The organism is Xanthomarina sp. GH4-25 (assembly GCF_045363175.1).
Taxonomy (GTDB): Bacteria; Bacteroidota; Bacteroidia; order Flavobacteriales; family Flavobacteriaceae; genus Xanthomarina.
In genome coordinates, this window is sequence record NZ_JBJFLO010000007.1 from 168,508 (window position 1) to 181,480 (window position 12,973).

At 32.2% G+C, this 12,973-nt stretch carries 12 protein-coding genes; 11 read left to right on the plus strand and 1 reads right to left on the minus strand.

Translation table 11 applies throughout. The annotated features are described in order from the left end of the window. Entirely contained in the window at positions 1–747 is a 747-nt protein-coding gene (locus ACI5KZ_RS11810) for a head GIN domain-containing protein (protein ID WP_406847727.1), read from the plus strand. 1 nt (position 748) lies between these two features. On the opposite strand, the gene gldA is transcribed toward ACI5KZ_RS11810, so the two are convergent. Then, a complete protein-coding gene (gldA, locus tag ACI5KZ_RS11815; RefSeq protein ID WP_406847728.1) occupies positions 749–1,645 on the minus strand; it encodes a gliding motility-associated ABC transporter ATP-binding subunit GldA in 897 nt (298 codons plus the stop codon). Positions 1,646–1,922: 277 nt separating this feature from the next. On the opposite strand from gldA, the gene ACI5KZ_RS11820 reads away from it, so the two are divergent. The 10 genes from ACI5KZ_RS11820 to ACI5KZ_RS11865 all read left to right on the plus strand — a co-directional run bounded on the left by ACI5KZ_RS11820 (position 1,923) and on the right by ACI5KZ_RS11865 (position 12,965). After that, positions 1,923–2,753, plus strand: coding sequence for a prephenate dehydratase (locus ACI5KZ_RS11820; RefSeq protein ID WP_406847729.1), 831 nt, complete (start codon positions 1,923–1,925; stop codon positions 2,751–2,753). Then, positions 2,746–3,891: a pyridoxal phosphate-dependent aminotransferase gene (locus tag ACI5KZ_RS11825; protein WP_406847730.1), complete on the plus strand. Its 1,146-nt coding sequence runs from the start codon at positions 2,746–2,748 to the stop codon at positions 3,889–3,891. The genes ACI5KZ_RS11820 and ACI5KZ_RS11825 overlap by 8 nt, the downstream gene beginning before the upstream one ends. A gap of 1 nt (position 3,892) precedes the next feature. Next, positions 3,893–4,744 carry a prephenate dehydrogenase gene (locus ACI5KZ_RS11830; protein ID WP_406847731.1) on the plus strand — a complete coding sequence of 284 codons (852 nt, stop codon included), beginning with the start codon at positions 3,893–3,895 and terminating at the stop codon, positions 4,742–4,744. A gap of 52 nt (positions 4,745–4,796) precedes the next feature. Beyond that, positions 4,797–5,879, plus strand: a complete 1,083-nt coding sequence (locus ACI5KZ_RS11835) for a bifunctional 3-deoxy-7-phosphoheptulonate synthase/chorismate mutase type II (RefSeq protein WP_109309730.1) — start codon at positions 4,797–4,799, stop codon at positions 5,877–5,879. 70 nt (positions 5,880–5,949) lie between these two features. Continuing rightward, complete coding sequence (gene rsgA, locus ACI5KZ_RS11840; RefSeq protein WP_109309729.1) at positions 5,950–6,903, plus strand: ribosome small subunit-dependent GTPase A; 954 nt, start codon at positions 5,950–5,952, stop codon at positions 6,901–6,903. Between the two features lie 3 nt (positions 6,904–6,906). Further along, a complete protein-coding gene (gene dtd, locus ACI5KZ_RS11845; RefSeq protein WP_109309728.1) occupies positions 6,907–7,359 on the plus strand; it encodes a D-aminoacyl-tRNA deacylase in 453 nt (150 codons plus the stop codon). 74 nt (positions 7,360–7,433) lie between these two features. Next, positions 7,434–9,335, plus strand: a complete 1,902-nt coding sequence (locus ACI5KZ_RS11850; RefSeq protein WP_406847732.1) for a DUF3857 domain-containing protein — start codon at positions 7,434–7,436, stop codon at positions 9,333–9,335. 3 nt (positions 9,336–9,338) lie between these two features. After that, on the plus strand, positions 9,339–11,354 hold the full coding sequence (locus ACI5KZ_RS11855) for a DUF3858 domain-containing protein (RefSeq protein ID WP_406847733.1): 2,016 nt from the start codon (positions 9,339–9,341) through the stop codon (positions 11,352–11,354). Between the two features lie 3 nt (positions 11,355–11,357). Then, positions 11,358–11,684, plus strand: a complete 327-nt coding sequence (locus tag ACI5KZ_RS11860) for a nucleotide pyrophosphohydrolase (protein ID WP_109309726.1) — start codon at positions 11,358–11,360, stop codon at positions 11,682–11,684. Positions 11,685–11,738: 54 nt separating this feature from the next. Continuing rightward, complete coding sequence (locus ACI5KZ_RS11865; RefSeq protein WP_406847734.1) at positions 11,739–12,965, plus strand: 3-phosphoshikimate 1-carboxyvinyltransferase; 1,227 nt, start codon at positions 11,739–11,741, stop codon at positions 12,963–12,965. Positions 12,966–12,973: the final 8 nt, after the last annotated feature.

Consider the following 12,973-nt stretch of genomic DNA (forward strand, 5'->3'; position numbering starts at 1 on the left):
ATGAAAAAAACACTTTACATATTTATTATAGGATGTCTTTTTGCTTGTGATAGCGAAGATGCTAATGATTGTTTTCAAAAATCAGGAAACATCATTCAGAAAGAAGTGACAGTTGGCGATTTTGAGAAAATATACGTAAATAGAAATATTGAATTAATATTAAAAGACGCTCCTGAAACTCATGTTTTAATTGAAACAGGAGAAAATTTAATGAATGATGTTGAGGTAGTTGTTATTGACAATCAATTACAATTAATAGATAATAATACGTGTAATTTTGTTCGTGACTACGAGCCAACTAAAATATATGTGTCTGCGCCAAATATTACAGACATAAGGAGCTCGACACAATTTGACATCTCTTCGGATGGTGTTTTAAACTATAATAACTTAAAATTGTTTTCTGAGGATTTTAATTCAGAAGGAGCCTTTACCATGGGTGATTTTAGACTGCAAGTAAATAGTAATAATTTAAAAGTAACAGCTAATAACCTCTCTTCATTTTATATTTCTGGTGAAACAAATAAGCTTTATGTTGGTTTTTTCTCAGGAACAGGACGTTTTGAAGCAGCTAATTTAATAGCACAAGAAGTGACTATCTATCATAGAGGGAGTAACGATATGATTGTAAATCCGCAACAATCTTTAGAAGGAGAATTACGAGGTACTGGAGATGTAATTTCTAAAAATAACCCACCAATAGTTGAGGTAGAACAATTTTATACTGGAGAACTCATTTTTGATTAAACTAGTTGCTAGTCAACTCTCTAAACAAACTCTCCAAGCTCACATTTTTCTGATTCAACTGAAGAATTTTTAATTGGTTGTCATGGGCAAAATCAAACACATGAGAACGCATGTCTTCGGTTGTTGAAAACGTAATTTCATAAGTAAAATCGTGCGTATTTATAACCTGTTTGGCATTTGGTAAGTTTAATAAAAAAGCGTCTTCCACTCTGTAATCAAACTCTACAACAACAATTTGTTCTTGTCCATCACGTAGTTCTTTTAGTTTTTTATCTGCAACTATTTCACCTTTATTAATAATAATTACTCGGTCGCACATGGCTTCAACTTCTTGCATAATATGGGTAGAAAGAAAAACAGTTTTTTCTTTTCCAATATTTTTTATCAAACCTCTTATTTCAACCAATTGGTTTGGGTCTAAACCAGTAGTGGGTTCATCTAAAATCAACACGTCCGGATTGTGTAATAAAGCATTTGCCAGACCAACACGTTGTCTATAACCTTTAGAGAGTTGTCCAATTTTTTTATGAGCTTCTGGTTTCAAGCCAGAAAGCTGTATCACTTCTTCAATACGTTCTTTGGTAACACCATATACTTTTGCATTAAAATCTAGGTATTCTCTAACATATTGTTCTAAATATAAGGGATTGTGCTCTGGTAAATACCCAACACTTTGTTGCACCTTTTGTTTGTTGGTGTTTACATCAAAATTATTCACTTTTGCTTGTCCTTCAGAAGCATCAATATAGGTGGTTAAAATCTTCATCATGGTCGATTTTCCTGCACCATTCGGACCTAAAAAACCAACAATTTCTGGTTTATTCACCTTAAAGGAAATATTATTTAATGCTTTTTGTGAACCGTAAATTTTTGTGATGTTTTCAACTTGAATAGACATAAAAGACTTCGATTTTTTTGTAAAAATAACTATTTAGTAACGTTTTTAATTAAAAAATAGTCTTTACATTTTGTTTTTTCAATTTATTGGCTACATTAGCGGTCACATTATGAAAGCAACATCAAATTTTGCATATTACAATTGGTATTATTTCTTTTTTAACAGAAGAAACGAGACGCTGTATGTGTAATTTTAATAAATAATAATACATGTTAAAAAAGTCTCGATGAAAATCGGGACTTTTTTTTTGATAAAAACTCAAATTAGAAAAATAATTTTGATAAAAACAGTAGCCATACAAGGAGTAATTGGATCTTTCCATCATATTGTGTCTCAGCAATATTTTGGAAACCAAGTAACTGTAAAAGAATGTTTAACTTTTGATGAAGCTGTACAAAGCTTGATTGCTGGGAAAACAGATGCTGTAGTTATGGCTTTAGAAAATTCAATTGCAGGGTCTATTATTCCAAATTATGCTTTAATTGACACACATAACTTGCAGATTATTGGAGAACATTATTTAGATGTGCAACATCATTTAATGGCCCTTCCAAATCAGGATATCAATGATATTGTTGAGGTCTATTCGCATCCAATGGCTTTATTGCAATGCAAAGAATTTTTTAAAAAACACCCTCATATCAAACTTATAGAAGATAAAGATACAGCTGAAGTTGCACAACGAATTCAAAGTAAAAATTTAAAAGGAGTAGCTGCAATAGCGAGTAAACTAGCCTCTCAGTTATTTGAATTAAATATTATTTCAGAAAGCATACAGACCATTAAGCACAACGAAACACGATTTGTTATTGTTAAAAGAGAAAATCATGAAATTTCAGAGAATAAAAGAAACAAAGCCTCTTTAAAATTCGAATTAGAACACAAAAGAGGTAGTCTGGCAACCATGTTAAATGTGATGAGCGATTGTAAATTAAACTTAACCAAAATACAATCTCTGCCAAAAATAGAAACTCCCTGGAAATATGCCTTTTTTGTAGATGTGACATTTAATGATTTTGAGGATTATGTGAAGGCAATATCCATCATGGAAATCATGACAGAAGACTTTAAAATATTAGGCGAATATAAAACACAAAACAATGATTGAAGCAGCGCAAAGATTGCAAACCATTGAAGAATACTACTTTTCCAGAAAATTAAGAGAAGTAAGATTGCTAGAAGCTAATGGCAAACCAATCATTAATTTAGGGATTGGAAGTCCAGATTTGCAACCACCACAAAAAGTAATAACCACATTATGTGAAAGTTTAAAGGATGCATCAGCTAATCAATATCAAAGTTACCAAGGCTTACCAGAATTACGCGAAGCCATGGTGTCTTTTTATAGAGACCAATTTCAAGTGCATTTAAGTCCAACAACAGAAGTGTTACCACTAATGGGAAGTAAGGAAGGAATTATGCATATATCAATGGCTTTTTTAAATCCAGGAGATCAGGTGCTTATTCCAAATCCTGGGTATCCAACCTATGCGTCAGTTACAAACTTAGTTGGAGCTAAACCTGTTTTGTATGATTTAAATGAAGATGAAAATTGGTTGCCGGATTTTAAAAAACTTGAAGAACAGGACTTAAGCAACGTTAAAATAATGTGGACCAATTATCCACACATGCCAACAGGAGCTTTGGCAACGGAAGCTTTTTTTGAAGAATTAATTGCTTTTGCAAAAAAGCATCAGATTTTAATTGTAAACGATAATCCTTATAGCTTTGTTTTGAATGATTCACCACGAAGTATTTTAAGTGTTCCAGGAGCTAAAGATGTTTGTTTAGAGCTGAACTCTTTAAGCAAAACATTTAATATGTCTGGTTGGAGAGTGGGGATGGTTTTAGGGAATTCAGAGTATATAAATCATGTGTTAAAAGTAAAAAGCAACATGGATTCAGGTATGTTTTATGGTATTCAGAAAGGCGCTATAGAAGCTTTAAAATGCTCTAAATTATGGTATGTAAGTTTGAACAATGTATATGAAGAAAGACGTAAATTAATTTGGCAATTAGCCGATGGTTTAAACTGTACTTACAATAAAGATGCAGCCGGATTATTTGTTTGGGCAAAAACTCCAGCGTTTTTAAAATCTGAAGAATTCATCGATTTATTACTAAAAGAACATGACATTTTTATAGCGCCAGGAACCATTTTTGGAAGCCAAGGAGAAGGTTATGTTCGGTTTTCTCTTTGTGCCACAACAGAAGCTATAGAAGAAGCAATTGCAAGAATTAAATAATATGAAAAACATATATATCATAGGAGTAGGATTAATTGGAGGAAGTATCGCTAAAGATGTCAAAAAATTAAATCCAGAAATAATGATTCATGGCGTTGATAAAAACGAAGCCCATTTAGATGAAGCGTTATCCTTGAAAATTATAGACCATAAAGCAACTTTTGAAGATTTAAATCAAGCAGATTTGGTTATCGTTTCCATTCCAGTAGATGCTACAGAAACTTTGTTACCCGAAATTTTAGATAAAGTCTCAGATAACACCTTAGTTATTGATGCTGGATCCACAAAAGTAAGTATTTGTAAAGCTGTTGAAAATCATCCAAAACGCAGAAATTTTTTAGCAACGCATCCCATTGCTGGTACCGAATTTTCTGGACCTAAAGCTGCCATTGAAGGCCTGTTTGTAAACAAAACAAACATTATTTGTGAAATAGAAAAAACAGCTTTTAAGTTGCAAGAACGTGCTTTAACCATTTTTAAAATTATGGGAATGAATATGCGCTATATGAATCCAGTTGCACACGATAAACACATTGCTTATGTGTCGCATTTGTCTCATATCAGTGCATTTATGCTTGGTAAGACAGTGATTGAAAAAGAAAAAAATGAACGCGATATTTTTGATCTGGCTGGTAGTGGATTTGCCTCAACAGTTAGGTTAGCAAAAAGTTCACCACACATGTGGACACCCATTTTTAAGCAAAACAAAGTAAATGTCATCGAAACTTTAGATGAGTATATAAACAATCTGACTAAATTTAAGGAGTTTATGGAAGCTGATAATTTCGACGACATATTTAATGAGATGGAAAACACCAATCATATCAAAGATATCCTTAATGGAATCGCCTAAAAAAGAATAGTGTCAGGTCGAGCGCAGTCGAGACCTAAATAATAAATAGATTATGGAAAATAAAAAAGAATTAAGAAATTGGTTAAATGCTTTCAATTTAGATCATCCTCTAGTGATAGCAGGACCATGTAGTGCAGAAACAGAAGAACAGGTTTTAACTATTGCACATCAATTAAAAAATAGTGATGCCACTGTTTTGAGAGCAGGAATCTGGAAACCAAGAACACGACCTGGAAATTTTGAAGGTGTTGGCGCTTTAGGTTTAAAATGGCTACAGAAAGCCAAAGAAGAAACAGGCTTGTTAATTTCTACAGAAGTGGCCAATGCCAATCATGTAGATTTAGCCATGCAGCATGATGTAGATATTTTATGGATTGGAGCCAGAACAACGGTAAGTCCTTTTATAGTTCAAGAAATTGCTGAAGCTCTAAAAGGAACAGATAAAATTGTTTTGGTTAAAAATCCTGTAAATCCAGATTTAGCACTATGGTTAGGAGCTGTAGAGAGACTTCATACGTCAGGAATCAATAATTTGGGCGTTATTCATAGAGGTTTTTCAACTTATGAAAAAACAAGATATAGAAACAATCCCGAATGGCAATTGCCAATCGATTTACAAAATCGTTTTCCAGATTTACCACTTATTTTAGATCCTTCTCATATTGCAGGACGAAGAGATATAATTTTCGATTTATGCCAAACAGCTCTCGATTTAAATTACGACGGTTTGATGGTAGAAACACACCATACTCCAGATAAAGCCTGGAGCGATGCTTCGCAGCAAATCACACCAGAAACGCTTATTCAATACACAAAAGATTTACGTATTAGAAAAGAAATTGGAGAAGCTGCAGAGTTTAAAAATAAAATAAATACGATGCGTACACAAATTGATGTGATAGATCATCAGTTAATTGATATGTTGGGTAAACGTATGAAAGTAGCCGACGAGATAGGAGCACTTAAAAAGTCTCATAACGTAGCCGTTTTGCAGACAAAGCGATGGAATGAAATTCTTGGAAAAATGATTCTTCAAGGGGAAGAAAAGAACTTAAGCGAAGAATTTATTTTACGTGTTTTTAAGGCTGTTCATCAAGAATCTATTAATCATCAAGAGAAGATTATTAATAGTTAAACAGGAATAGTTCATGCCATTATTAACGAATCTCTTTTAAATATTAATTAATAGTGGCATCTTTGTAAGAATGACAGGAATTGTATATAAATCTACCGGAAGCTGGTACACTGTGAAAACAGATTTAGGTGCCACATACCAATGCCGAATTAAAGGAAAGTTCCGTATGCAAGGTATTAAAAGTACCAATCCCATTGCCGTTGGAGATAGAGTAGACTTCGATTTAGATACAACTAATAACGACGAGCCTGTTGGTGTTGTTACAAACATTCACGACAGAAAAAATTACATTGTTAGAAAATCGGTTAATCTGTCTAAGCAAACACATATTATCGCTTCAAATATCGATCAGGTTTTTTTATTGGTTACTATTGATAATCCTCCAACGTTTACAAGTTTTATCGACCGGTTTTTGGTAACAGCTCAAGCCTATTCCATTAAAACAATATTACTTTTTAATAAACTAGATACGTATAACAAAGACACGCTTAATGAGGTGAGATATTTAGCACATGTGTACCGTCAAATAGGTTATGAATGTATTGGTATTTCGGCAGAAACAGGAAAAAATATCGATAAAGTAAAAGCCTTAATGCAAAATAAAGTAAGCATGTTTGCAGGTCATTCAGGTGTTGGTAAATCAACATTAGTCAATGCTATTGAAGCAGATTTAGATTTAAAAACCAAAGCTATTTCCAGTCAACATAGTCAAGGGCAACATACTACAACGTTTGCCGAAATGTACGATTTAAGTTTTGGAGCAAAAATTATTGACACACCTGGAATTAAAGGGTTTGGTGTGGTAGATATGGATAAAGCTGAGGTTGGCGATTATTTCCCTGAATTTTTTAAACTAAAACAAGACTGTAAGTTTAATAATTGTATTCATGTTGATGAACCAAAATGCGCTGTAAAAGATGCTTTAGATAAAGACGAAATTGCCTATTCTAGATATAGAAGTTACATTCAAATTTTAGAAGGAGAAGACGAACACTATAGAACTGATACTTGGGATAAAGAGTAAAAAATGAAAGCAGTTATTCAAAGAGTTTCAAAAGCAAGTGTTACTATTGAAGGAAAACAAGTAGCATCCATTTCCTGTGGGTTATTAATTTTACTCGGGATAATTGATGAAGACTCCACCGAAGACATTGCATGGTTAACCAATAAAATTACAAATCTCCGAATTTTTAATGATGAAAATGGCGTCATGAATCAATCTTTAAAAGAGGTTCAAGGAGATGCTATTGTTGTTAGTCAGTTTACCCTTCATGCAAACACAAAAAAAGGTAATAGACCTAGTTATATTAAAGCTGCAAAACCAGCAGTAGCCATTCCTATGTATGAAGCTTTTGTAAAACAATTAGAAATAAATATAGGGAAATCAGTTCAAACTGGAGAGTTTGGTGCAGATATGAAAGTGGAGCTTTTAAACGATGGGCCTGTAACCATAATCATAGATACTAAAAATAAAGAATAAGGAAATTAATTTTAATTAAAGCTTTGTTAATTCACAAATAGTCCTATTTTTGAGAAGAGAAAAAAAGTTCCTACATGCATAAAATTATACTTTTAGTACTCTCCTCACTAATTTTTACCCAAATAGCAGCACAGGAAGAAGATTTACTTACTGTAAATTCCATTCCTTTAGACCTTAGAATAAAATCTAATGCTGTCGTTAGTTTTGACAATATTCAAATTGAAATTTTAGACTACAATAAATTTGTATATACTAACAAAAGAATCATCACGGTTTTTAATAAAGAAGGCGATTATAAAATTGGCGCTTATCGGCATTACGACGAGAATATCAACATTCAAGATCTTGAAGCACGTGTTTATGATTCAAGTGGGAAAGAAATAAAGAAATTTAGAAAGAACGATTTTAAAGACGTTAGTGCAGTTCCAGGAGGCACATTATATTCAGATAGTCGAGTAAAATACCTAGACTATACACCAATTAGCTATCCATACACACTGCTTTTCGAAACGAAAGTTGTTTATAATTCTACAGCATTTATCCCAAGTTGGAGACCTATTGAAGGTTATTATATCAGTACTGAAAATGCAGAATATAAAATTACAAATTCGACTCAAATTCCTCTTAAAATAAAAACTTCAAATTTTGAAGAATATGCCATTGAGAAAGTCAGCGACTATCACTTTATAGCTAAGAATTTAAAGTCAATAGAACCTGAATCTTTTAGTCCAGACTTCAAAACATTTGCACCATATTTAAAAGCAGCATTAACAGAATTTGACATGGAAGGTGTTAAGGGAGTTAATAATACTTGGGAAGATTTTGGCTTATGGATGAACGATAAACTTATTGCCGACACTCAAGAATTACCTCAGAATGTAAAAAACACAATTCATCAGCTTACTTTAAATGCTAATTCAGATGTTGAAAAAGCCAAGATTGTCTATCAATATATGCAAGACAAAACACGCTATATTAGTGTGCAAGTAGGAATTGGTGGATGGAAGCCTATGCTAGCCGAAGATGTAGATAGACTAGCCTATGGAGATTGTAAAGCTTTAACAAATTATACTCAGGCTTTGTTAAAAGAAGTTGGAATAGCATCTTATTATACCATTATTTATGGCGATGATAAATTGTTAGATATTGATAGAGATTTTTCTGCAACGCAAGGGAATCATGCCATTCTATGTTTGCCTAATAACGACGATTACATCTGGTTAGAATGTACTAGTAAAACAAGTCCGTTTGGTTATAATGCCAATTTTACAGACGATAGAGAAGCACTTATTATTACTCCAGAAGGAGGGAAGATTGTTCGGACAAAAGTGTATCATGCTGCAGAAAATTTACAAGAAATGCTTGCCAATATATTTATAGATGCTACTGGAACTGTATTGGGAGAGATTAAAATACAATCTAAAGGAGCTCAATATGGCGACCATGAAGGGATTCAGAATAAAACTATTAAAGAGCAGGAGCTTTATTATAAAAATAATTTTTGGGACGATTTAAACAATCTCGAAATTCTTAAAATGAATTTCAATAATAATAAAGACAGTATAGTTTTTACAGAAGATGTCAATGTTAAAATTTCTAAATACGGCTCTAAAGCAGGAGAAAGATTATTATTCCAACCTAATGTGTTTAATAAATTAACGGTAACACCTCCAAGATATAAAAATAGAAAATTACCATTTGTAATAGAGAGAGGTTTTACAGACAAGGATACCTATCAAATTAAATATCCAAATTCATTACAAGTTGAGGCCATAAAAAAACCAGTGTCTATTCAAAATAAGTTTGGATCTTATATTTTAAGTATTTCAACAACCAATAATATCATTAGCTATAAGCGTGAATTCATATTACATAAAGGCTCCTATTCTAAGGAGGATTATCAAGAGTTTAGAACGTTCTTATTGAGTATAAAAAAACACGATAACTCTAAAATTGTATTTAACACAAAAACTTAACCTATGAAATATATTTTATTATTTGCATGTGTCTTCACTTTCCAAATAGCAATAGCACAAGATTATAAATTTGGAAAAGTAAGCAAAGAAGAATTAAAAGAAACCCAACATCCTCTCGAACCAAATGCCAATGCAGCTGTTTTATATAGAAGTCAGGATGTCAAGTTTACCTATGTACAAGATTTGGGTTTTGTACAACAAAATTATGTCTCTGAAAGAATAAAAATTTATAATAAAGAGGGTTTTGAATATGCAACAAAAAGAATTAGGCTTTATGATGGTGATAAAAATACCGAAGATGTTTTAAAGAGTTTAAAGGCTTACACATATACACTCGAAAACAATAAAATTGTTGAAACGAAACTAGGTAAAAATGAAATTTTTGAAGAAAAAATAAACAAATATTGGAAGGCAACACAATTTGCAATGCCAAATATTAAAGAAGGCTGTGTGATAGAATATAAATATATGATTGAGTCGGAGCTATTAGCAATAGATGAAATCCCTTTTCAAACAACAATCCCAATTAATAAATTAGACCTTAGAGTAGGTACTCCGGAATATTATAAATATTCTACTATTGTAAATCCAAAAGCTACCTATTATCCTCAACTTAAACAGTTTAATGAACAGGCAAAAATTACTTTAAGTAAGACCAGACAATCCAATGCACGTTCTGTTGGCTCTGCCACTTCCTTAGATTATTCAACTATAGACTACTTTATAAATGTTATAACTTCTAATTTAGTAAATATTCCTTCGTTAGAAGATGAAGCATATGTTGATAATTTAAGTAACTATCAAGCTAAACTAATTATGGAGTTGAAATCCATTCAATTTCCTAATGAGCCATTTGAGAACTTGTCAACTTCTTGGGAGGAAGTCACAAAAACAATTTACGATAGTAATGATTTCGGCCAACAATTAAAAAGGTCAGGTTATTTTGGAAACGATTTAGACACTGCAATTGCAGGAGCAACCGAGCCAATAGAACAAGTCTATCATATTTTCAATTTTGTAAAATCTAAAGTAAAATGGAATGGAACTTATGGTTACTATACTGAATTAGGTGTTAAACAAGCATATAAACAAGGTGTCGGTAATGTAGGAGATATTAATCTAATTTTAATTGCTATGTTGCGAGAAACTGGATTAGATGCCAATCCAGTTTTAATAAGTACTAAAGACAATGGCATTCCTTTATTCCCAACTAGAAGAGGTTTTAACTATGTTATTTGCGCTGTCAATACAGAACAAGGTCAGGTTCTCTTAGATGCCACAGAAAGCTTTACAAGTCTTAATGTGTTACCTGTTAAAATATTAAATTGGCAAGGCCGTTTAATTCGAAAAGATGGAAGTTCAGATTGGGTAAGTCTATCTGCCTCACAAGCATCAAAAGAAATTGTTTCATTAAATGTTAAATTAGACTCAGATTTATCTGCAACTGGAAAAATAAGAAATCAATATACAGATTATAAGGCTTTAGAATATAGAAACACTTATGAGAATTACTCGGAAGACGATTTAATAAAAGCAATTGAATCGAAAAATGGAAATCTATTGGTTTCAAATATTGAAGTTGAAGACATGAATGTTCCAGTAAAACCTGTACTTTTATCTTATGAATATCAATTAGATGAAGCTTTAGAGGAAATAGGAGATAACTATTATTTTTCGCCCTTATTATTTTTAAAAATAAAGGAATCACCTTTTAAACTTCAAACCAGAAAATACCCAATAGATTTAAACTTTCCTACATCTAGAAAGTACATGGTAAATATTATGTTACCTGAAGGTTTTCAAGTGGAATCATTACCGGAAAACGTGAAATTGGAATATAATAGTAACGAAGGAGAATTTACTTATTTAATAAGAGAAAATGGTTCCATGCTTCAATTGGTCATTACTTTAAATTTAAACAACACATTAATATTGCCAACAAATTACGAGCAGTTTAAACAGTTTTTTGAGTTAGTAGTAAATAAACAAGCTGAAAAAATTGTACTTAAAAAAGTATAAAAAATGAATTTACAAAACTCACAACAAGCCGTTGATAGCTGGATAAAAGAACATGGAGTTCGCTATTTTAACGAGCTAACAAACATGGCGCAATTAACCGAAGAAGTAGGCGAAGTTGCTAGAATTATTGCCAGACGTTATGGAGAGCAAAGTGAAAAAGAAAGTGACAAGAACAAAGATTTAGGAGAAGAATTAGCCGATGTTGTTTTTGTAGTTTTATGTCTAGCAAATCAAACAGGAATCGATTTGCAAGAGGCTTTCAATAAGAAAATGGATAAAAAAACCAAACGCGATCACGATAGACACCATAATAACGATAAACTTAAGTAGCAGGTTTTAAACAAACATCGAGCTCAGTCTCGATGTTTCCTGCTTTTAAAATAGATGAACATTCAACTCCATAAATCTAGCATAAATCAACTGTCAACAATCGAAATAACAGGTTCCAAAAGCGAATCTAACAGATTGTTATTATTACAGGCTTTATATCCAAATATAGAAATAAAGAATTTATCAAATTCAGACGACACACAAGTCATGTCTGAAGCCCTATCAACATTATCAAATACCATTGATGTCCATCACGCAGGAACTGCTATGCGTTTTTTAACAGCTTTTTTCGCAACTCAAGATGGACGAGAAGTAATAATTACAGGTTCAGAGAGAATGAAGCAAAGACCTATAAAAATTTTGGTCGATGCCCTTAAAAGCCTTGGAGCAGATATTTCGTATTTAGAATCAGAAGGACTGCCACCTTTAAGAATAAAAGGAAAAACAATAACACAAAATAAAGTTACTCTAAAAGCCAATGTAAGCAGTCAGTACATTTCTGCCTTATTGCTAATTGCTCCTAAGTTAGAACAAGGTTTGGTGCTGACTTTAGAAGGAGAAATAACATCCATTCCGTACATTAACATGACATTGAGTTTGTTAAACAAAATAGGAATTGAAACGAAGTTTCAAGATAATGTTATTCAAGTTAGCCAACAATCAACAGTTAAAGATCAACAATTAGTAATCGAGTCGGATTGGTCATCTGCATCCTATTTCTATAGTATTGTAGCATTAAGCAATATTGGTTCAGAAATTAATTTGTCTTCATATAAAGAAAATTCTTTACAAGGAGATTCTGTATTGGCCAAAATTTATCAGCAGTTTGGCGTTAAAACAAACTTTCAAGATAATAATATCGTACTTCATAAATCAGCAGTCAGCAATCAAGAAGCATCAATCAAATTAGACTTAGCAGATGCACCAGATATTGCTCAAACTATTGTGGTAACATGTTTTGCTTTAGGGTTAGGTTGTAAGCTTATAGGTCTTCATACCTTAAAAATAAAAGAAACAGATAGACTATTGGCACTTAAAAACGAAATTGAAAAATTAGGTGGTAAAATTACAGTTTCTGACGACAGTTTGTTGTTAAAGCTGTCAAAATCAATAAAATCTCAAGTTAGCATAGATACATATAACGATCATAGAATGGCCTTGGCATTTGCTCCTCTTGCGCTAGTAACTTCAATAACCATCAACGATGCCGAAGTTGTTTCAAAATCCTATCCATCGTTTTGGGAAGATTTAAAAAGCATCGGATTTCAACTATCTAAATAATAATTGCC